The following is a 20,885-nucleotide window of genomic DNA, read 5'->3' on the forward strand; positions in this document are numbered from 1 at the left end:
ATCGCGTTTATACTCACTCGTTGTTCAGTTTTCAAAGATCAAACTTCGTTTTATTGTCATCACTGTGTTTCAGCGGCGACTTTTATAATATATCATATTGCCCATCTTTTCGTCAAGCATTTTTTTAATTTCTTTTAAAATCTTGTCGAATAATCAGGTTTCAAGGAAACCGTCATTGAATGGGGCGAGATATAATTTAACACATAAACAATAATGGAGTCAACCACTTTTTAAAATCCGCATGTCTTTTCAAAATTCCCCAATCTTCGCCTGGCTATACCCTTAGAGATGTATTTCATGGACATACACGGTGAGCCTGCATTTCCCGAACGCTACACATCTACACGCGATTGTTCGCAGCACTTCTTTGCCTTGGGATAACAAAAAAAGAGGGACCCTCCCCTCTCTTCCGAGCCTTCATATATGCCCTTGCTAAAAACAGTTAATCGGCGGAATAGCGAATCCCCTGATTCCCGTAAGTCACCCCTTCGCTCCAGACCGCCGTTTCGCGTACCAGCGACCGGTTGACCAGCGTCCGCAGTACCAGCGGCAGCTTGTTGCTGATCATATCGAGCTCGGGATGATGAGCCAGCTCTTCCACGCTCCAGGGCTTCGGCCGGCTTCTCAAAATATTCAGCAGCAGCACCGTGCACTCGGCCATTTTGGACATGACTGAAAACTCACAGGCAAGCATGACCAGCTCGACGCGCTGAGCGAGCGTTTCCGTACTCTGGGTTAGTTCTTCATACAGTTTATGAATGGCTGTGTTAAGTCCGCGCACCTGCTCCCATACGGCTTTCTCCGGGAGAACCTTCTGCTCGATCAGCTCGATCTTGGCCCAATGCTTCAGCGAATTCAGCACGCTGTGGTAAGCATCCGTGTAAAAGCCTTCCTGCATATAACGTTTGGCTTCCACGTACATCCATAGAAAATGGGAAAATTCATACAGCATCTTCCGGTCCCTCAGCGGCTGCCTGAACTCAATGAAGTCTTGACGAAGCTGCACCAGCCGGGCATACGGATCGTGAACGATCTCTCCCTCCATGAAGCATTTCACCAGGTCCCCCTTCTCGCCGGCCACCAGCCAACGCCGAAGCGAGCCCAAACTGACATGCAGCACTTGGCAGCGCAGTTCCCCTGCCATCGTATGTTCTACGGTTAACGGTTTATCTTCTTGTTCGCGAACGATTAGTATAATAAGATCAAAGTCATGTAGCAGCGATCCATCAAATTTATGACCCTCTTGGCGAAAAATAATTGTTCCCATGGCATCGACATAAACCGACTCTCCATAAAAAAAGGACAAATTGGACAAATTCACGTCTCCCTCCATGCATTCCTTGGCGAAAATGAGCCAATTCAGTTATAATATACTTCTACATGTCCATGTCAGTTCCTTCTTTTTGTAAATACAACAAATTTGATGATAGGAGCTAAAGATTCATGATTTTCAATCAAGCGAAAATTAACGCTTTTCGTCTTTGGGGCCTGCTGCTGACGATGCTGGGTATGGGTCTGATGGTTCTGGGGACGGCCGGTATCGTATTTTGGGGACATGCCGGTAAGGTATTCGCAGCCATCGGTCTTGTGATTGGCCTGATTTCCATGATGGGCAGCCTCGGAATATATTTCTGGGCCGGCATGCTGTCGACCAGCGCGCTGCAGCTCGAATGTCCGGAATGTCACAAATTGACCAAAATGCTCGGAAAAACCGACCGCTGCATGTTCTGCCGCACGATCCTGACGCTGGATCCCAACCAGGCGAATATTACTCCCGAAGAGCTGCAAGCCGCTCAACAAGGCCAGGGAACCCAAGCAACGCCGCATCATCATTAAATACAAAAAACCGGTACGACCTGATCACAGGCTGTACCGGTTTTTTATTACATAAAGTATAATTGCTGATCCAATAAAGATTACTGCTGTATTCCTTTTAACACTTTCCAGGCATCCTCCGTCCCGAAGCTTCGCGTCCAAGCCGCAACGCCGCCCAATTTGAGCGACTTGGCCAAGTCCACTCTCGCCTGCAGGGATACCGCGTCCTCAATCCATATTTTTTTCAGGACTCCGTCTTCCTTATACTCCACATAATGCTGCTTCACGTCATCCAGATATTTCGGCTTCAGCTTCTTTTCGGCCAAAATATCTTTAACGGTCTTCATACCGACCGCTTTGGAGGACACTTCGACCTTTCCGTTCTTGCTCGCTTCCGACCAGATCCGCGTATACAGCGGCACGGCCAGTATCAGCTTCTGCGGAGGCACGTCGTCCTCATCCAGGATCTTCCGCGCAGCCGCTTCCGCCCATGGGAGGGAAGAAACCGAGCCGGCTTCCGGACTTGATGCCCAATGCTCATCGTAAGCCATCAGCATAATAAAATCCGCGGCTTCGCTCAGTGCACTGCGGTCCAGAAATTTGGACCACAGCTCGCTGCTTGATTTCGGCGTGACGTCTACCGACAAGATCAGTCCTCGATCCTGCGCCAGCGGCTTCAATTCACGCACAAACTGCGTAATATTGGGGCCGTCCTTCGTTTTTACATTTTCAAAATCGATGTTGATCCCGTCCAAATGATACATCTGCGCCAGCTCCAGCAGCTGGCTGATCGTATTCAGCCGCGTTTCGTAGGTGGCCATCGCGCTCGTAGTTATGTCGGCATCGAAGCTGTTATTGATCAGCCCCCATACCTCCATCTTGCGGGCATGGGCTTTATTCACATAGGCCATATCCGCATTGCTGCGCACGTTGCCCTTGCCGTCGATAATGCTGAACCAGGTCGGGCTGACGACGTTGATACCGTCCAGTCCGTCCAATACGGCCGGATCGGGTTTGTTCTGATAGACTGCTTCCCACGCCAGGTTGACGGGTTTGCCTTTCCAGCTGCGCTCCGCCCGGGTTGGCGGGATAGGCGGAATTTCGATCGTCTTTTTGTCCCCAAGTGAGACTTCATCCTTGCGGACATACCCGCTGTAGCCGTTATCCATCTGGGCGAAATACCAGGATCCCTCCGAATCCCAAATCCGCAGAGGGGTACCACCCTTCATGTCAGCCAGAATCGGCGAATGGATGGAATCCTCCTTTCGGAGCTTCACCTTATCGTCAGGCTGGCCTTTGGCCGCCCCCATCTGGATGGTATCCCCGGCTTTCATCAAAATGACGGCACCCGTAGCGGCATCCTCATGGATGTTAACCCCGTACAGTTCCTTAAGCGGCTGAATCGGCATGTACGGCACGCCGTCCTTTTCCTCCGGAGCAAACCGGAGCTCAACCGGCTTGTTGTTCAGCTGCGCCTTTTTCTGTCCTGTCTGCAGCCGCATGACCCGCACTGGCGTCGTCAAAATGATGGACTGGGTCCCTGATTCATATCGAATCGTCGGATCCACCACCTTCTGCAGTACCGGCAGCGGAAGCATCAGCTGTTCACCGGTTCCTTCGGCTGGTTCTGCCTGAAGCTTCCCTTCCACGAAAATAGGCTTGTCCATGCCGCGCCAATCCGGTTTTTCATGCAAAGGGTTCGGTAGAATTTCGGTCACCGTCAGATAGGCCCCGGCTATGATCAGGCACAAGCCCAGGAATATCGTAAAGCGCCTCCCCGCTGAGGGGCGGCGTCTGCGTCTTCTTCTGCTCACTCGCTAATCCTCCGTCATTTTATTCAATTCACGCCTTCCGGTATGTTCCGGATGTTCAGAAAGTTCTGCCTGAAAAACAAAAACGTGAAGAATCCTTTGCAGGAGTCCGCACGTTTCAAAAATCATTGTTCTTTGCAAGAACTGCATATCCCATAAAGCTCCATCCTCAAGTCCTTGACCTTGAATCCAGTGCTCTGTTCCGCTGTATGCTCTACATCCTTCAGAGAAGGATACATGAAATCTTCAATTTTGCCGCATTTCTCGCAGATCACGTGGAAGTGATCCGATACGTTGGCATCAAAGCGGCTCGAATTATCTCCATAAGTCAGCTCATGGACCATTCCCGCTTCCATAAACATCTTCAAATTGTTATATACGGTCGCGACGCTCATGCTCGGAAACTTGGGCTCGAGTGCGCGGTATATCTCATCCGCCGTCGGATGGTTCATGGACTCCATCAAATAGGCCAAAATCGCATGACGTTGGGGCGTAATCCGAACACCTGTTGCCTTCAGTTGTTCTAGTGCATGTTGGACTCGCGTAGACATGATTCCCACCGCCTTTAATGTTTTAACATAGTCGTTAATAACTTTATTGTACGTTTATCTTTTGAGCTTTGTCAACGGACCCCGCCCCACAGAAGCCGTTAAAGCTTCCATGTTCATCCTTTTTTAATATTTATTCACATTCAGTTCGCTGTTGCCTTCGACATGGATCGTATAGTCACCGGTGCCGATCTCGCCGGTAATGCTCTTCTTGTCCACGACAAACTCGGGGAACATATTATGAATATCGCCATAGCTGATCGTTCCGTCAATGGCGTAGTTGCCATCCCCAGGCAGATCAAGGATAAGCTCACCGACAGCGCTGTAGATGTCCCAGTTTCCGCCGACGGAGTTCGATCTTGCCGTAATATCGCCGTTGAGCGACTCTGCCGTCAAATCCGATTTGATGTCATCCACATAAATGTTGCCGTTCTTGGTGCTTACATTGATTTTTCCCTGGGCCCGAATGACCGACAGATTCCCGACCTGGGATGTCAGCGCAACAGAATCGGAAACATCGATCGCCTCCATATTCCCCCGGTTGGTCGTGAGATCGACCGAGCCGGTAACGTTCGCGGCCTGAACAGCTCCGTTCAGCGTTTTTCCTTTAACCTGCCCAAGAATATGGTTCAGCTTAAGTTCGCCATTTGCACTTTCCAGCGTAATTTGCTCAATAGCCTCTACATTATTCAAGGTAATACCGCCGTTCATCGTCCGGATGGAAAAATTAAAGCGGCGGTCTTCCGGCAGCGTAATGGTCAGGTTCATCCGCGGCTGTCTTTTGCCGGATTGCCCGTAAGCCTTGCCTTTGGTTTGGATCGTAACGGTGGTTCCGTCGCTGACGTCAACCGTGGATTCCTGCCCGATCACATCCGCTTCGGGCCCCGTAATCTGATCCACCCACATCTCGGTATCCACCCGAATGTCGTCCACAGGTCCCCGCTGCAGCAAAATATCGCCATTAATATTGTCGACATTCACCGCTTGGGTCTCGAAGGCGACAGGAATCGAAATCGGGTCCTTATCAAACCGCTTACCCTTAGCCTCACTGTAGTCCACACCAGCCGCCGTCAAATTCAAACTGACCTTATTCCACAAGTGCAGGTAGTGGTCTTGTTCGGTGACGACAAAGACGGAAGCCGACAGCAGTACAGCCACCAGCACTCCGCGGATATCCAGCCGGAAACGCCCCCAGCCGGGTGTTCGCGATTTCCGCATAAACCAGTACAGCACAATATATTCGGCACCCCACAGGACGGCCAGCAGCGGCCACCATTTTAGCAGGAGCAGCATGTATTCGGTCCCTTGAACCGCATCCGTCAACAGCAGTGCACCGGTCACAACCAGCAGCAGCACAGCAGTAAAACGCCCCACCCGCAATTTGGGTTTTCGGTTCACGTTGTCGATCACCTCTTTTCACGCTGCAGCACGGCCATAAATCAGGCTATGGCGCAGCGGTTCATCTTCCGCGTCGTTGGTTTAAAAACAGGAGCGTCTCCCGAAGCCCGAAAAACAAACCAAGGACGATCAAAACGACCGCAACCGCGGTTTGTCCGTACTGTTCAATAAACATGCCAAGCCATTTGGGCTTCTGATAAAAGGCGATCATCAGCAGCCCGCCGGCAACCAGATATACGCCGAAAGCGATGCTGCGTTCCAAGGCAAAGGGATGCGCCCGTTCCGTCTCCTCTTCATCCGGCAGCTCAAGCCCAGCCCTTTTCCGATGATAAATCACATAATCCGCAGCTTGAAGCACATCATAAACGCTATAAAAATAAGCGACAGGAAATAAAAGTCCGAGCAAAATAAGCAATGGTACGTTGATCTGGATGCCGATGGAAGAAAAATAGAGCAGCGCCGACGCATCCAGCATCAGTGCGAATATAAGAGAAATCCCTTTACGGTACAATCCCAGATAAATATGGCCGAGTCCCGGACAAATCGCTGCAAGAAGCCCTGCGGTAAATTTGCGCTTGCGGGAATACAGTCGGCGCTTGCGGACTCCCCGCTCCGCCTTGGAATGAATGCGTAACCGGCGTTTACCTTTCTGCGGTTCGTCCGCTGAATTTGTTGAGTGACGTCCGGCAGAATGCATGCTTGCAGCTCCTTTCTTTAAATGGTTTGGCCGAGTCCTTTTTTCTGATAGTACCCTATTCTGTCCCCTAATTAACAGGTCAATATCTGGATTATCCGGCCTGTCAAAGCAAAAACCCCCGGTCACCCGGGAGCTTTCGGCGTTTTCGTCAGTCTAGGGACACCAGTGTAATTCCTTCCAGCTTCCGGATTTGCGAAGCCAGCCGCAGCGGATCAAAGGACTGCTTGATCAGGACGTGCATCGAGATCTCAAGCGTGGTGGAGGGAGGCTCCAGCTCAAAGGGCGCGGCTGCACTCCGTTCATTGATAATCAATTTTTTCACCGTGATACCTTCCGCCTGCACCAATTCCGAGATTGATTCGAGCAGCCCCGGAACCGAAACGGCGTGGAACGTGAACAGGTGGAGCTTGCTCCCTTTGATATAACGCTGCTCCAGCTTATTAAATACCACGAGCGTCAGCAATATAAGCAGCGTGGCTGCGACGGACGCGAAATAAAACCCGGCGCCGACAGACAAGCCGACCGCAGCGACGACCCATACGGAAGCCGCCGTCGTTAAACCGGTAATGGATTTACCGGTAAACAGAATCGTTCCGGCTCCCAGGAATCCGATCCCGGTAATGACGGCCGATGCCAAACGGGCAGGGTCGATCCGGATGTTCACCTCGTGAACGAATTCGGAGAAGCCGTAAATAGACAGCATAATAATTAACGCCGATCCCATGCACACTAAAATATGAGTTCGGAGTCCAGCCGCGTGGTTGGACCGCTCCCGCTCCAGACCGACCAATCCGCCAAGCAGCATAGACAGCAGCAAACGCAGCAAAATATGCACATTATCGATATACCATGGATCCTGCAAGGGTCAACCTCTCCCATTCTGCTCAGGTATTTATTGTGACGAATCGGACGCTCTGTGAAAGGTCGTCAGTTCCACGCCCGGGGCTACCTCATACCGGTCAAAAGGAATAAAGCCGTACTTGGTGTACAGCGCCACGGCCGGCGTGTTTTTGGTTCCCGTGGACACGATGAATAAGGGAACATCCGGATGAAGATCCAGCACGTGCTGAATCAGGCTGCCCGCAATCCCCTTGCGAAAATGATCGGGATGAACCATCATCCGGCTGATTGTAATCGTATCCGGCGCTTCCTGCTCCGTTGCTACCGCTCCGATAAGTTCTCCGTCCTCATTTAAGCATCCGTAAAAATCCTCTTTACACTTGCGTATCGTTTCATGGGTATCCATCAGCGGCGGGATGTCGTGAAACCCGATCCGCTCCGCCTCCAGCCGGTAAGCCATATGCTGCAGGCGCCAGATCTGATCGACCATGTCCTCGTCATCCAGAAACAGTCTGTTTATCATATTCGGTATCACCTCGAGCGCATTCGCAAAAATGAAATAGAAAGCTAAATAAAAGAGGCTTGTCACACGGACAAGCCCCAAGGGAAGCTCAAGCTTTTATTGGCTCAATATTTCGGCCAGCAGCTTGTTGACAAGCGCAGGGTTGGCTTTGCCCTTGCTCTCCTTCATGACCTGGCCGACCAGGAAGCCGATCGCTTTCTGCTTGCCCGCCTTGAAGTCCTCGACGGATTGCGGATTTGCCGCGACAACCTGCTCGACGATCGTTTTGATCGCGCCTTCGTCGCTGATCTGCACAAGCCCTTTTTCCTCGACGATCTGCTGTGGCAGCTTGCCGGATTCGAGCATTTCCTTGAATACCGTTTTGGCGATTTTGCTGCTGATGGTGCCCTTCTCGATCAATCCGATCATTTCACCGAGACCGCGGCCGGTAATTTTGAGGGCCGGCAGCTCCAGGCCGGTACTGTTCAAGTATCCGAGGAGGTCGCCCATAATCCAGTTGGAAACCGCTTTGGCATCCTTTGTATAGTTCAGGCTGTCCTCAAAAAAGTCCGCCAGCGGCTTCGAAGATGTAATGACGCCCGCATCATAGCTCGGGAGACCGTATTCGGAAGTATAGCGCGCCTGCCGGGCATCCGGAAGCTCGGGAATCGTTGCGCGGATGCGCTCCTTCCAAGCTTCATCGATATGAAGTCTGACGAGGTCGGGATCCGGGAAATAGCGGTAGTCATGCGCTTCTTCCTTGCTGCGCATCGACAGCGTCTTGCCGGCGGCCTCGTCCCAGCGGCGTGTCTCCTGCACAACTTTGCCGCCGTCGTCCAAAATTTCCGCCTGGCGGTACTCCTCGTACTCCAGGCCCCGCTGAACGCCGCGGAAGGAGTTCATGTTCTTCAGCTCGGCGCGGGTGCCGAATTCCTTTTGCCCCACCGGACGGATACTGATATTCGCGTCGCAGCGCATGGAGCCTTCCTCCATCTTCACGTCGGAAACTTCGCAGTACTGCATGATCGCGCGGAGCTTCTCCAAGTAGGCTTTCGCCTCTTCCGGCGACGAAATGTCAGGTTCGGACACGATTTCGACAAGCGGCGTTCCGACGCGGTTAAAGTCGACCAGTGACGCAAATCCTCCGTCAACGTGCGTCAGCTTGCCCGCATCTTCTTCCAGGTGCAGGCGGGTAATGCCGATCCGTTTGGTCTGGCCGTCGACTTCGATGTCGATCCAGCCGTTCTCGCCGATCGGCTGGTCGTACTGGGAAATCTGATAAGCCTTGGGTGAATCGGGATAGAAGTAGTTTTTACGGTCGAATTTGCTTACATCGGCGATCGTACAGTTCAGCGCCATGGCTGCTTTCATCGCGTAGTCGACAGCCTGACGGTTCAGAACAGGCAGTACGCCGGGATGTCCGAGGCAGATCGGGCACGTATGCGTGTTGGGCGGCGCGCCGAATTCGGTGGAGCAGCCGCAGAAAATTTTCGACTTGGTATGCAGTTCGACATGGACTTCCAGTCCAATGACAGTTTCGTATTTGGTTGATGACATATTGTTCTTGCTCCCTCCTGGTCCCGCCTGAGATTACAGCTTCGGCTGCAGCTTATGATGTTCGGTGTTCTGCTCGTACGCGTGGGCGACGCGCAGTACCGTCGATTCGTCAAAGGCTTTGCCGATGATCTGCAGGCCGACCGGCAGCCCGTCCGCCAGTCCGCAAGGAACGCTGATCGCGGGGACGCCGGCGAGGCTGACCGGAATGGTCAAAATATCGTTCAGATACATCGTCAGCGGATCATCCACCTGGGACCCCAGCTTGAACGCCGTCGTCGGTGCGGTTGGCCCGATAATAATGTCGTAGTTCTCAAAGACGTTGTCGAAGTCCTGCTTAATAAGCGTACGGGCTTTTTGAGCCTTCAAGTAATAGGCGTCATAGTAACCCGAGCTCAGCGCGTAGGTGCCGAGCATAATCCGGCGCTTGACTTCCGGACCGAATCCTTTGCTTCTCGATTCGTGGTACAAATCGATCAGGCTGCCCGCATGGTCGGCACGGGTGCCGTAGCGGACGCCGTCGAAACGCGCGAGGTTGGAAGACGCCTCCGACGAGGCGAGAAGATAATACGTTGCCACCGCGTATTCGGTATGCGGTAGGGACACTTCCTCCCACACGGCTCCGAGATCCTCCAGCACCTTCAAGGCGGCCAGAATTTTCTCTTTCACGGCCGGGTCGACCCCTTCGCCCATATACTCTTTCGGCACCGCGATGCGCAGGCCGCGGACATCTCCGGTCAATGCGCTCAGATAGTCCGGAATATCGACATTTGCTGATGTCGAATCCATATGGTCATGGCCGGCAATGGCCTGGAGGACGTAAGCGGAGTCCTCCACGTTCTTGGTCAGCGGGCCGATCTGGTCCAGCGAGGACGCGAAAGCCACGAGCCCGAAGCGGGAAACAAGGCCGTAAGTCGGCTTCAATCCGACTACGCCGCAGTAGGACGCAGGCTGGCGGATCGATCCTCCGGTGTCCGATCCGAGCGTAAAGTAAGCTTCGCCAGCGGCCACCGCCGCGGCCGAGCCGCCGCTTGAGCCGCCAGGCACGCGGTCCAGGTCCCACGGATTGCGGACCGGCCGGAAGCTGGAATTTTCGTTCGAGCCGCCCATGGCGAACTCATCCATATTCAGCTTGCCCAGCGTAACGGCATCCGCCTCACGCAGCTTGCGCGTCACGGTTGCGTCATAGACCGGGTTGAAATTCGCCAGAAACTGGCTGCCACAAGTCGTGCGCAAGCCTTCCGTCACGATATTGTCCTTAATTCCGGCAGGCAGGCCGAAGAGCAGGCCGCGCGGCTGACCGGACGCCAGTTTGTCGTCGAGACGGCGGGCTGTGTTCCGCGCCTCCTCCTCATTCAACGTCAAAAAAGCCCCGATGCGTTCGTCCCGCTCGGCGATGACCTGAAATGACTGGTCAACAAGCTCCTGCACGGACAGCTCCTTGGCATGCAGCTTGTTATGTAATTCTTGCAATGTATGGTTAAACAGGCTCAAATGAATGCTCCTCCCTTCAATGATTAGCCGCTAATCCAAGACAGCCGGCACTTTAAATTGTCCGTCTTCCTCTTCAGGCGCGTTGGCCATAACTTTTTCGATCGGCAGACTGTCTTTCGCTTCATCCTCGCGCATCACATTGCTGAGATGCAGCACATGCGTCGTCGGCTCCACACCGTCGGTATCGAGTTCATTCAATTTCTCGGCATATTGTAAAATGGCGTTCAGCTGCTCGGTCAGCATCTGCTCTTCTTCGGGTGTGAAATTGAGCCGGGCCAGCTTGGCCACATGCTGAACGTCTTGATTGGTAATACTCATCAGCGGTTCCTCCTTGTTCCTTCTTATCTAAGCATCCCTGCGGCATTCCATCCGGATCCGATTCAGCGAAGCAGCTTGTCCTGAAGCAGCCCGGAATTCGCGGCTCCATAGCCGCAAAAACGCATGGATATGCCCTTGCAGACTGCTGGTGTTTAAAGGATTAAAGCCTCAGGATAACGTTTCTAATTATATTGTAGAACCAAGGAAGATTCAATGCACCCGGTCAAAATGGAACGCACCGATATGTTGCCGGCCGGCGCCTTATATCATTCCTTGGCCTAAGCCACTGCTGATATACCTTTCACTTAAAGGTCCATCGTCGTACATTCGAAGAAGACAAACCGCACTAGGCGGAAGATTTCTTGCGGGATAAGGATATCGTATCTTCGAAGTTAGAAGCTGAAATGGATGATGGGGGCAGCCTTCAGCTTAGCTATATATCTTAATACGCAAAAAAGAGCCGGCTAATAAGCCGACTCCTCTAAATCCAGGCACGGAGATTTACCTGTTTGATAAATTCCGCCTGGGAGAGCACTTCAGGCGCAGTCTCTTCTTCCTTCTCATCCTGCTCAAGCTCGCCGTTCATAATCTGATGAAACAGCTTCTCGTTATATGTCGCAAGGGCGTAATCGATCAGCGCTTCCCGCGTGGTCATCTCAACTTCATGCTGTATGAGCAACTCTTCTGGCTCAACATCACTCGATGGCACGAAAAAGTTACGATTAATCTTCGGTACCCGAATTACGTAATCAAAAGCATTATCCGGGTTCCGGTCATAGGCAATCAGATAACCGTATTCCCCAATAGGAAGGTTCTGCTCAAAGGCGTCCGCGACGATTACAATTTTCTCCCCTAATTGCAGCATCGTCTACCTCCTAGATGTATGTCTTTCATTTGTTTGTATAGTCTACTAGAAAAACATAGACATGTAAAGCTGAAGAAAAAATATATATGGAGAAAAATAAAGTGAGATGAACATGAAATCTCCCAAAAATAAAAGAACGCAAACCGGGATCGGGCCACAGCTTGCGTGCTTCGCGAAAGTAACAAGGTTCATCAAATTAATCACATTGTATCAATCTTGTAACCGGTTGTCCAGACAAATTTGCTCAGAAATTGTCGGAAATGCTGACAACCTATCAAATCCATCCTTAACGGACATAGGGATTGTTCGCCCGCTCATAACCAATCGAGGTTTTAGGGCCATGGCCGGGATACACCTTCACGTCGTCCGGGAACGTGAACAGCGTATTTTGGATGGAGTCAAGCAGGTCCCTTTCTCTTCCTCCGTACAAATCGGTTCGTCCAACGCCAAGCTTGAACAGGACGTCGCCGGAAAAGAGGTCGTTCCCGCAGAGGAAGCTGACGCTTCCGGGCGAATGTCCAGGCGTATGGTAGACGGTAAACGTGCGGCCGATCAGCTGCAGCTGCTGGCCCTCATCCAGGCTGTATTCCGCGGGATCGGTCGTCAGCGGCGGAGTTACCTGCGGCCAGTTCTGCGAGCCGTTCATCCTCGGGTTCACCAGCCATTCGCTTTCCAGGTCATGAAGATATACCGGCGCCTTGGTTAGCTTGCGTACTTCATCGACGCCGCCCATATGGTCGAAATGGGCATGGGTCAGCAGAATGGCTTCGATCTCGAGACCCTCAATGTGCCGGATCAGCGGAGCGGGATTCATGCCAGGATCAATGATGACGGCGCGGCCGGGATCGTCGCCGGTCAGGACATAGCAATTGGTTTCCAGCGGCCCGAGGCTAAAGGATCGGATGTTCAGCATGGCCTCAGATCAAAATTCGGAAATCAGTTCACGCAGCTCTTTGATGATCGAGGCGTGAAAGCCCGTTCCTTCCCCGTAAGCTTCGACGATCTGTTTGCGGGTAACCGCCAGGTTGTCCTGATAGTCGGCAGCTTCCCGGTCCGGATTGTTCTGTTTGAATTCGACCATGAACTTTTGAACGTGAGCCGGACGCGGCCCCCAGGTGCCCAAGACGTATCCGCCCGTATCCGCAAAAATGACTACAGGCACACTCCGGCCGCCCATCGTCAAATACTGGTCCATCAAATCAAAATTCTCTTCCAGAATAAACACCTCGACCGGAATTTCCGCCGCTTCCAGCGCCCGGAATACGACCGGAACGTTGCGAACTACGTCACCACACCAATCGGCAGCCAGGATCAGCACGCGGAGGTCGTCGCGGAACTTCAGGCTTTCAAAAAACTCCCTATCGCCTTCATCGCTCCACGCAAACTGCTCGTAACCGTTCTTGAAAGCCTCCTGGTTTTTCTGCATGCCGCTCACGAACTGTTCCGGGGAAATCCCGCGATTCAAATAATCTGCCACATTTTTAGCCATTAGTGAACGCCTCTCTTCCTTCTGTTATTGATCCATTTAATCAGAAAATACACGATCAGCAGCGCCAGTGCAATGAGCAGAATCGGCGTTATGTATGGAGCCGCCTTCTCATCGATATTTTTCCACTGGTCTCCGAGCAGGTAACCAAGATATACAAACAATGCGGACCAAGGAATGACAGCCAGGGTGGTCAGCAGCGTAAACCGTCCGAGATTCATCCGGGAGATCCCTGCAGGGATGGAAATGGCATGCCTTGCCACCGGGATGAACCGGGCCGTGAAAATGACGCCTGTCCCGTATTTGTTGAACCATTCCTCTGCGTAATCGATATGTTTTTTATGAATGAAAATGTATTTCCCGTACTTCTCCAGCACCGGGCGTCCTCCGTAGCGGCCGATCCAATAGATGAACAGCTGCGCGATCACGCCGCCGACCGTTCCAAAAACAACCGCGCCGATATAGTTGATATGGCCCGACGACACCAGAAACCCTCCGTACGCCAGCACGATCTCGCTGGGAATAACCTCGATCATCAGACCCAGCATAATTCCGAAATAGCCCAGACTTTGAATCCAGTCAAATAACTGATTAATGATATCCGATATTAAATGCACGCCGGCCCCCACTTCCCCAATGTACTCTTCTACTTCAAAGCTATTCTAGCACAGGGATGGACATGACTTCTACTTGGTGCCCAATCTGCTCCCGCCGGTGTCTTCACTTGAAAAAGCAGCATATGGTGTGGGTAAAGGAGTGAGTCAGATGCCCCAGATCCCGCAAAACAAAAAGGCCGCTCTGCCAACGGCACGCGGCATCCGCAGGAAATGCAGCAACGAGCTCTACCGGGCGATCAAGCGAATGAAGGTGCATATTCCGGCAGATCTGGTCAAACAGGGAGAAGCGATGTACTACCGCAAAGTAGTAGGCAACCTCATATGGATTCATGAAAACCGGAGCAACCGCAAGGTGCAGTGCGACTGGTGGGACAAAGAAGTCTGTCCGGAGCTCGCCGAACTGTGGCAGCTGGAACCGGGCAGGCTCAGCAGCGCGTTCCGTGACGCTTACGGCGGGTAACGTTTGGTCCACCCACCTAACAGCCATCGGGCAACGCGCACCATCGGGGCAGTCGTGCTTCATTACGGCTGTTACGGCTGTCCCCCATTTCAGCGCCGCAAGGAAAAGCACCTACGCACGCTAGGAAAAGGCAGCGCGGTGACCACAAACCAGGAAGCGGCCGAACCGTTTGCATCCTGCTCTCCGCATACTGTCATTCCACCGTCCACCGAGCCCTCACGCCGGACAAAGCCGCAAGCTGCCTGCCCCATTCCCAGGCCTCGAACGTTAGGGCGAACTCCCGGTCATTACGAATGACCCGGAGCCGGGTGTCCTCCGCATCGCGGGCATAATCGTGGTACAGCCCGAAGCCAAAGCGGGCGATGCGCCGGGCCTCCGCTTCATGCCCGGCGGTATACTCGGCCCGCGCGAGCTGCAGCAGGCACTCCAAGCTGCGCGTCCGCTCCCCTGCATTGTATTTATCCTGGCGGAGCGCAGCGCCGGTCCAATAAATAGCCTCCTCCGCATCGCCCCGCCGGCCGGCATTGTCGGCCAGAGCCCACAGCAGCCCGGGATGATGCGGCGCATAGGCGAGGCTGCGGCGGAGGATGGCCTCGGCTGCAGGCGGCGGGACAAGCCCGGCCAAATCCAGGGCGGCCGAATAGTCCGCCGGATTCCACCGCAGCGATGAGGCAAGGCGGGCCGCTGCCGCCTGGTTGTCGCGGCTTCTCAGCGCCTGCATATGCTCGGCGTGGCCCATATAGCCTCGGTACGCCAGGCAGGAGCTCCCTAAAGCGATGACAAGCCAGAGGGACAGCAGCGCGGGGACGTGCCTGCGGATGCGCTCCGGCGGTGAAGCTAGAACGCCGCCGGTCATCTTCCCCACGGGGGAAGGCTCCGCCGCTGCCTGGGCAGCAAGCAGGAAAAACAGCAGCCACACCATCCCGTAGCTCCAATCGATATCGACTGCGCCGTGCAGGAGGAACGCGATGTAGGAAGGCAGCAGGCGGCGGCACCTCCTGAAGATCAGCAGTCCGGCGGCGGCCAGCATGGCGGTCAGCAGGACGAGTCCGATGAGCCCTGTATTCAGCAGCACATCCACATACCCGCTGTGCATTTGGCTCCCGACATAGGGAGACGATTGAACTGCGCGGTAGGACAAGCGCCACGTATCGCCCCCTTGGCCCAGCCAGGGGGCCTCTTTCACCAGCGCCCAGGCGTCTTGAACCATCGCCTGGCGGGCGGACATCGTGCCGAACTTGTGCACGATGCGCTCCCGCACGGTGCCGAAGACCACGGCGGCACCGGCGGCCAGCAGCGCGCCGCCTGCCGCCATGCCCAGGCGGCGGCGCCCCGCGCCTGCGGCTTCGCCGCGCAGGCGCAGGAGCCATCGGCCGGCAAGCATGCCGCCGGCCCACAGCCCGGCCAGCGTGAGCAGGCCGGGCCACGGCTCCGCCGCCAGCTTGGCCGCGGCCAGCTGGCGGTACAGCAGCGCCGCGCCGGCCAGGGGCGCGGCGGCGAGCACGAGCGGCGCGGCCATGCGCCGCCGCTCCATCAGCAGGCCGGCGGCGCATGCCGCGCCGGCCGCCAGCCAGGCGCCGCGCGACTCGCTGAGGAGGAGCGCGGCGACGTACGGCAGCAGCGGCAGGCTGCCGAGGAGCACGCGGCCGGGTGGTGCGGCCGGCTGCCGCTGCAGCAGCTGGCCGAGCGCGAACAGCCGCTCGAGCAGAAACAACGCCATCACGGCGCCGAACGTGTTGGGATACTGCAGCATGCCTGCCAGCCGCGCGCCGGTGGCGCTCACTTCGGGATCCGCCGTATAGGCGATCGCATAAGGCAGCGGGAACCATCCGTACACCGGCAGCAGCGCCGTCATAGCAAGAAGGCCTCCGGTCATGTGCCACACCGCCGCAAGTACAAGCCTTCCCCTTTTGTCCGAACCCTGCAACCAGGCCAACACCACGAACGACCCATACAGTGCCCAGCGCAGCGCCTGATTCCCGTCCCCGAGCACGGACACGGAACCGATCGCCCCGTGAACGGCATAGAGAAGCATCATCAGAAACGGGCTGCACAGCACCCAGCCCGCAAGCGGTGACGCTTCAGCCATTCGGTTGAACAGTCGCCGTTCGGCTGTCTGGCCCCGGCTAAACCGGTACAGCCCCCATCCTCCCGCCCCGGCGCAGAATAGGCCAAAGCCGAGCCAAACCGGGTATAGATCCGTCGAAAAATACAAGCCGGAACGCCATACCGCAGCCGCCATCACGGCAAACAGCGCAGCCCCCATCATCCACCGTGCACACTCTTTCATGCTCTACATTTCACGCTCCCGTTCACTCGTTCTGTTAGCCAGTATTTCCCCAAGCTAACTTGCCGAAACGGGCAGCCTAAAAGCTGAGCCTTCGTCCTGTGCACCGCGATAATGGAAGCTGCGCTTCATATCGTCTGCCGTATTTATGCACTTCTTGTTCGTCTACGATTGGCGGGTGCCATTCTCATCTTACTCCTGCTGGAGCGAGCCTTCGGGCAGCAAATCGGCACATGCCTTCTCCAAGTAAGGAGCAGCGCTGAGCAAATCGCGGAACGCGGTATACTCCTGCCACAATTGATCCCGGTTGCCGCTGCTGCCTTTGACCGCGCGGATCAAAATGTTCTTGGGCGTATGCTCCAGATCGATGAATTCCAGAAGCTGCGTCTTATATCCCATCAAGTCCAGCAGTTTGGCCCGAATGGCATCGGTCGCGAGCGCCGAGAAGCGTTCTTTCAGGATGCCGTGCGACAGGAGCGGTGACAGGGCGTCGTTCTTCACCTGGGAGAACAGCTCATGCTGGCAGCACGGAACCGACAAGATCACCTGGGCGTTCCAGCGGACCGCCTTCTCGAGCGCGGCATCGGTCGCCGTGTCGCAGGCATGCAGCGTGACGACCATATCGACCTGCTCCAATTCGTCATAATCCGCAATGTCACCGACCAGAAACCGCAAATTTTGATATTCGAGCTTTTCCGCCAGCATACTGCAGTGTTCGATGACATCCGCCTTCAGATCCAATCCGACAACATTCAGCACCCTTCGCTCCTGGACCGCCAAATAGTGATAGAGGGCGAAGGTCAGGTACGATTTGCCGCAGCCAAAATCCACGATGGTGATCGGGCGGCTGTCAGGAAGAGAGGGAAGGATGTCCTCGACCATTTCCAAGAAGCGGTTGATCTGTTTGAACTTATCGTATTTGCGGGCAAGCACCTTGCCCTGCTCGTTCATGATGCCGAGCTCGACCAGGAAGGGTACAGGTTCCCCTTCTTCCAGCACGTACTGCTTCTTGCGGTTATGCGCCAGATCCGCCGTCGTTTTGGTCGGGGACTTGGTCAGGATCGATACTTTATATTTTTTGCTGATCAGAATCTGGTAATCCGCCTCGGGCGTGCAGATCAGCGCCTGCCGGAAGGTCTGCTCGAACAGCTCTATGATCGTCTGCTCGGCCTCTGCGGCCGTCAGATTCTGATGCACCACTTTGTTGGGATGAACATAAGCCAGCTGGTAATGCACTTTTTTCTTTAATTCCACGGGTTTGATCTGGACTTTGGTGAAAGAAATTCCCTCACGTTTGCGAAGCTGGCTTAACGTCGCAGTAATCAAAGTCGACTCCCCGATGATGTCGTGAATCAATTTGCGTAATGCTTCCAAGAGAGTACATCTCGCTTTCAACTTAAGATAAGGCTCGCTTCAGGCATTGATTCTGCGCCGCAGCGTCTCCATGCCTTCCAGCACTTCGCTGCGCGGGAGCCCTCCTTGATTCAGGGCTTCGTCTTCCCGTTCAAGCAGCCTTTCATAGAAGGAAACACCTTCTTCTTCCGTGATTTCCCGCTGATCGAGCAGCCGGAAGAGCACGTTCTCGGCTTCGTCGAACCGGCCTTCCTTCTCCTCGTAGGACAGCAGAATCTTCTCGGTCTTGACTGGAAGACGGTATCCCTTCACTTCGTCCTTCAGCTCCGCCACGCGTTCCTGCAGCTGCAGCATGGAGCGCTGGGCCCCGTTCAGGTCAGCGTATATATAGAGGTGGAGCGATTTCATGAAACGTCTGAGCGCCTCATCCGCCTCTCCCATGTCTTTGTACACGCCGCCTTCCTCCTGCAGGAGCCGGGCTACGGTCTGCAGCTTGTCAGCCTCCACGCCGCCGCCCAGGCGAAACATATCAATAATATCTTCTACGGATAAGGAATTTAACAGACGGGTATTGAGACGGAAGTTCTTGCTGAGCAGATCGTCGATTTCCCATAGGGCTTCGGCATATTTCTTCTGCTGTTTCAATCCGAACACTTTACCAACCATTTCGACCATATCTTCAACCATCTGTACGAGGTAATCTTTGCGGAACATGGATCGTCCTCCGTCCTTCCTTCAGATCAGCTTGTCAGCTTCCCTTTGATTGTAAGGCATTCGGGAGGTCAAAGCCAGTTCTTGCAGGACTCATCAGAAAAAGGGAGGGGCCAGACCGGAGCCGGCATAGGGTAGACCCGAGGAAAAGAAAAAGCCGGAAGCCTGGGTCCGGCTTCCGGTTGAGCAATACGGATTATGCGTTCTTCGTCTGCTGCATAAATTGAAGGATTACCCGCGCCAGTTCCTTCGGGGCTTCCATCATACTCATGTGGCCCGCCCCTTGGATCACGGCTTGGGTCACGTTCGGCTTATCCACCGTGAACACCTTCTCCGGCGGCGCGACGCTGTCATATTCTCCGGCAACCAGCAGCAGCGGCAGCACCGTCGCTGACATAACGTCCCGCCGATCCGGGCGCTCCCGCATGGCGAGGGCAGCCCCCGCCGCTCCCTGCGGCGGTGTCAAATAACCGATTTCCTTGGCCCGTTGGATGAGCTCGGGATGAGTCTGGTCTGCATCGGGTGCAAACAGCCCAGGGATCAGCCCGTCGATAAATGCGGTAACGCCCTCCGATTGGATCGTGCTGACTGCCTTCAGGCGCTTCTCCTTGCCTTCCTCGGTATCCGGATAGCCCGTCGAATGGATGAGGCCGAATCCGTTCAGCCGCGATGCGTAACGCTGTGCGAAGGATAGCGTCACATACCCGCCCATCGAGTGGCCGAGCAGCGTCACCTTCGGCAGGTCGAGCTCGTCCAGCAGCTTCAGGACGTCATCCGCCATCTGCTCCAGCGAGTAGGCGCCGAGCGGGGCGTCCGAGTGCCCATGGCCGCGCAGATCGATCGCGATGCACCGGTGGCTGCCCGACAGCAGCGGAACCAAAAGATCCCAGTATTCGGAGCTTCCGCAGAAGCCGTGGAGCAGCACAATCGGCTCACCTTGGCCATGATCGGTGTAACAAAGGGTATGACCGTCACAAATCAATTTTTCCATGATGACATCCTTCTTTCTATATCAGCTTGAATTTCGCCGGTATGATCGTAATAGATTTGCAAAAATGAAGCATATATTAATTATGTATATTATTAAGCCAAAGGCCATAACTTGAAACGGGCCTCTGCGTCCGCCCCGCTGAGTCCGAATCCTTCCGCTGCGGCAGACGCGATCTGGCCGGCCATCGACATGACCTGATACAGCGAGGTCATCTGCAGCGTCGAATACGGCCGCGGCCCGTTGACATTGACGACCGCCGCCACGCTGTAATGCCCGACGGCCGGCAGCATACGGCCCACCGATCTGGCGGGGAGCAGCGGCTCGTCCGACAGCAAGTAGCTTCCGACCGAACCCGGATGTCCCAGACAGGCGTCCACCGCTACAACGGTATGGTCCGCCGGTATGTCTGCGATGGCCGATTCCAAATTGTGCGCGTCGCAAGGAGAGGACAGCGTGCCGATGACATTCGGGACGCCGTATAGGACCAGTTCGCTTCCCGTCAGCGGGCCGAGGGCATCCCCCGTGGACCGGTCGGTGCCGATACACACAAAAGTGATTTTATCCAGCGGATGGCGTTCATGAATCTGCCTGAAAAACGCGGTCAGCCCCTGCGCGTTCATCTGCTTGCTGTGCTTGGTGCCGCGGATGTGGTGGGGATCTTGAAATGACATGCCTGGCCTCCTCCCTGCTTCGTCCATTCTTCATTCGATAGAATGATTTTACTGCAAAATGATCCGGTTGGAAAACGGGAGCTTCTGGATGGGACAAAAAAACAGAGTAACGGACGTGAAGACATGCTACAATAGAACACAAGCTTAGGCACAGGAAAGGATGGGCGCTTGACATGGATTTATCCCAAAAGACACCTGAAAATATAGAGTATATGATTGAAGGCATTAAAACGAAGCTGAGAATGGCCAGCGGCGCAGCCATGAATGCATCGGCGTTCTCCGTCGACCGGTACGAGGACATCCAGGACGTCTACGACCTGGTGATGTCCAAGGACAATCTGAGTATTTCCGAGGTGGAAGCGCTGGTCTCAGAGCTTGGACGTCTGCGTAAAGCGTAAGGCTCCCCTTTACATTTCGAAAGCCCCCTGATGTCCGGAACCGCTGTAATCAGTCGATTCCCGGAACAT

The 20,885-nt window shown here is 54.6% G+C and carries 22 protein-coding genes; 3 read left to right on the plus strand and 19 right to left on the minus strand.

What is annotated here, in order from left to right; all coding sequences use genetic code 11:
- Nucleotides 1-442: 442 nt before the first annotated feature.
- Nucleotides 443-1,321: a nucleotidyltransferase-like protein gene (locus IAE55_RS27230; RefSeq protein ID WP_200634393.1), complete on the minus strand. Its 879-nt coding sequence runs from the start codon at nucleotides 1,319-1,321 to the stop codon at nucleotides 443-445.
- A 122-nt stretch (nucleotides 1,322-1,443) separates the two neighbouring features.
- Between IAE55_RS27230 and IAE55_RS27235 the strand changes: the two genes are divergently transcribed.
- Entirely contained in the window at nucleotides 1,444-1,836 is a 393-nt protein-coding gene (locus IAE55_RS27235) for a DUF2614 family zinc ribbon-containing protein (RefSeq protein ID WP_145164957.1), read from the plus strand.
- 80 nt (nucleotides 1,837-1,916) lie between these two features.
- Here the strand turns inward: IAE55_RS27235 and IAE55_RS27240 are convergent, their stop codons facing one another.
- From IAE55_RS27240 to IAE55_RS27300, 13 genes are all read right to left on the minus strand, one after another.
- Nucleotides 1,917-3,629: a glycosyl hydrolase family 18 protein gene (locus IAE55_RS27240; RefSeq protein ID WP_325168689.1), complete on the minus strand. Its 1,713-nt coding sequence runs from the start codon at nucleotides 3,627-3,629 to the stop codon at nucleotides 1,917-1,919.
- A gap of 122 nt (nucleotides 3,630-3,751) precedes the next feature.
- A complete protein-coding gene (gene perR / locus IAE55_RS27245) occupies nucleotides 3,752-4,177 on the minus strand; it encodes a peroxide-responsive transcriptional repressor PerR (protein ID WP_076176019.1) in 426 nt (141 codons plus the stop codon).
- Between the two features lie 123 nt (nucleotides 4,178-4,300).
- Complete coding sequence (locus tag IAE55_RS34295; protein WP_145164959.1) at nucleotides 4,301-5,572, minus strand: DUF4097 family beta strand repeat-containing protein; 1,272 nt, start codon at nucleotides 5,570-5,572, stop codon at nucleotides 4,301-4,303.
- A gap of 61 nt (nucleotides 5,573-5,633) precedes the next feature.
- On the minus strand, nucleotides 5,634-6,269 hold the full coding sequence (locus IAE55_RS27255) for a hypothetical protein (RefSeq protein WP_200634394.1): 636 nt from the start codon (nucleotides 6,267-6,269) through the stop codon (nucleotides 5,634-5,636).
- Nucleotides 6,270-6,417: 148 nt separating this feature from the next.
- Nucleotides 6,418-7,131: an MgtC/SapB family protein gene (locus tag IAE55_RS27260; RefSeq protein WP_105445271.1), complete on the minus strand. Its 714-nt coding sequence runs from the start codon at nucleotides 7,129-7,131 to the stop codon at nucleotides 6,418-6,420.
- A 30-nt stretch (nucleotides 7,132-7,161) separates the two neighbouring features.
- Entirely contained in the window at nucleotides 7,162-7,632 is a 471-nt protein-coding gene (locus IAE55_RS27265; protein WP_200634395.1) for a GNAT family N-acetyltransferase, read from the minus strand.
- Between the two features lie 96 nt (nucleotides 7,633-7,728).
- A complete protein-coding gene (gatB, locus tag IAE55_RS27270) occupies nucleotides 7,729-9,168 on the minus strand; it encodes an Asp-tRNA(Asn)/Glu-tRNA(Gln) amidotransferase subunit GatB (RefSeq protein WP_152400159.1) in 1,440 nt (479 codons plus the stop codon).
- A gap of 33 nt (nucleotides 9,169-9,201) precedes the next feature.
- The gene (gene gatA, locus IAE55_RS27275; protein ID WP_152400157.1) at nucleotides 9,202-10,659 is read right to left on the minus strand and encodes an Asp-tRNA(Asn)/Glu-tRNA(Gln) amidotransferase subunit GatA; all 1,458 of its coding nucleotides are present in this window, start codon (nucleotides 10,657-10,659) and stop codon (nucleotides 9,202-9,204) included.
- Between the two features lie 30 nt (nucleotides 10,660-10,689).
- Nucleotides 10,690-10,977 (minus strand): Asp-tRNA(Asn)/Glu-tRNA(Gln) amidotransferase subunit GatC, encoded by a 288-nt coding sequence (gene gatC, locus IAE55_RS27280; RefSeq protein ID WP_076176038.1) that lies wholly within the window; start codon nucleotides 10,975-10,977, stop codon nucleotides 10,690-10,692.
- A gap of 481 nt (nucleotides 10,978-11,458) precedes the next feature.
- On the minus strand, nucleotides 11,459-11,842 hold the full coding sequence (locus IAE55_RS27285) for an ATPase (RefSeq protein ID WP_076176040.1): 384 nt from the start codon (nucleotides 11,840-11,842) through the stop codon (nucleotides 11,459-11,461).
- Nucleotides 11,843-12,128: 286 nt separating this feature from the next.
- Nucleotides 12,129-12,755, minus strand: a complete 627-nt coding sequence (locus tag IAE55_RS27290; protein ID WP_105445275.1) for an MBL fold metallo-hydrolase — start codon at nucleotides 12,753-12,755, stop codon at nucleotides 12,129-12,131.
- 9 nt (nucleotides 12,756-12,764) lie between these two features.
- The gene (locus tag IAE55_RS27295; RefSeq protein WP_200634396.1) at nucleotides 12,765-13,331 is read right to left on the minus strand and encodes a thioredoxin family protein; all 567 of its coding nucleotides are present in this window, start codon (nucleotides 13,329-13,331) and stop codon (nucleotides 12,765-12,767) included.
- On the minus strand, nucleotides 13,331-13,945 hold the full coding sequence (locus IAE55_RS27300) for a DedA family protein (protein WP_105445348.1): 615 nt from the start codon (nucleotides 13,943-13,945) through the stop codon (nucleotides 13,331-13,333). The genes IAE55_RS27295 and IAE55_RS27300 overlap by 1 nt, the downstream gene beginning before the upstream one ends.
- 148 nt (nucleotides 13,946-14,093) lie before the next feature.
- Between IAE55_RS27300 and IAE55_RS27305 the strand changes: the two genes are divergently transcribed.
- Nucleotides 14,094-14,405: a dehydrogenase gene (locus IAE55_RS27305; protein ID WP_145164967.1), complete on the plus strand. Its 312-nt coding sequence runs from the start codon at nucleotides 14,094-14,096 to the stop codon at nucleotides 14,403-14,405.
- A gap of 193 nt (nucleotides 14,406-14,598) precedes the next feature.
- Here IAE55_RS27305 and IAE55_RS27310 read toward each other — a convergent pair whose 3' ends face one another.
- The 5 genes from IAE55_RS27310 to yyaC all read right to left on the minus strand — a co-directional run bounded on the left by IAE55_RS27310 (nucleotide 14,599) and on the right by yyaC (nucleotide 20,418).
- Complete coding sequence (locus IAE55_RS27310) at nucleotides 14,599-16,695, minus strand: O-antigen ligase family protein (RefSeq protein ID WP_325168690.1); 2,097 nt, start codon at nucleotides 16,693-16,695, stop codon at nucleotides 14,599-14,601.
- A gap of 189 nt (nucleotides 16,696-16,884) precedes the next feature.
- The gene (locus IAE55_RS27315) at nucleotides 16,885-18,066 is read right to left on the minus strand and encodes a class I SAM-dependent methyltransferase (protein WP_200634398.1); all 1,182 of its coding nucleotides are present in this window, start codon (nucleotides 18,064-18,066) and stop codon (nucleotides 16,885-16,887) included.
- Nucleotides 18,067-18,105: 39 nt separating this feature from the next.
- Complete coding sequence (locus IAE55_RS27320; protein WP_145164973.1) at nucleotides 18,106-18,759, minus strand: DUF6483 family protein; 654 nt, start codon at nucleotides 18,757-18,759, stop codon at nucleotides 18,106-18,108.
- A gap of 193 nt (nucleotides 18,760-18,952) precedes the next feature.
- On the minus strand, nucleotides 18,953-19,747 hold the full coding sequence (locus tag IAE55_RS27325) for an alpha/beta fold hydrolase (RefSeq protein ID WP_200634399.1): 795 nt from the start codon (nucleotides 19,745-19,747) through the stop codon (nucleotides 18,953-18,955).
- A 92-nt stretch (nucleotides 19,748-19,839) separates the two neighbouring features.
- Nucleotides 19,840-20,418 (minus strand): spore protease YyaC, encoded by a 579-nt coding sequence (gene yyaC, locus IAE55_RS27330; protein WP_200634400.1) that lies wholly within the window; start codon nucleotides 20,416-20,418, stop codon nucleotides 19,840-19,842.
- A 173-nt stretch (nucleotides 20,419-20,591) separates the two neighbouring features.
- Between yyaC and IAE55_RS27335 the strand changes: the two genes are divergently transcribed.
- Complete coding sequence (locus IAE55_RS27335; RefSeq protein WP_076176065.1) at nucleotides 20,592-20,816, plus strand: DUF1128 domain-containing protein; 225 nt, start codon at nucleotides 20,592-20,594, stop codon at nucleotides 20,814-20,816.
- The last annotated feature ends 69 nt before the right edge of the window (nucleotides 20,817-20,885 follow it).

This window comes from Paenibacillus sp. S28 (assembly GCF_016624415.1).
GTDB classification, from domain to species: Bacteria; Bacillota; Bacilli; order Paenibacillales; family Paenibacillaceae; genus Paenibacillus_AQ; species Paenibacillus_AQ favisporus.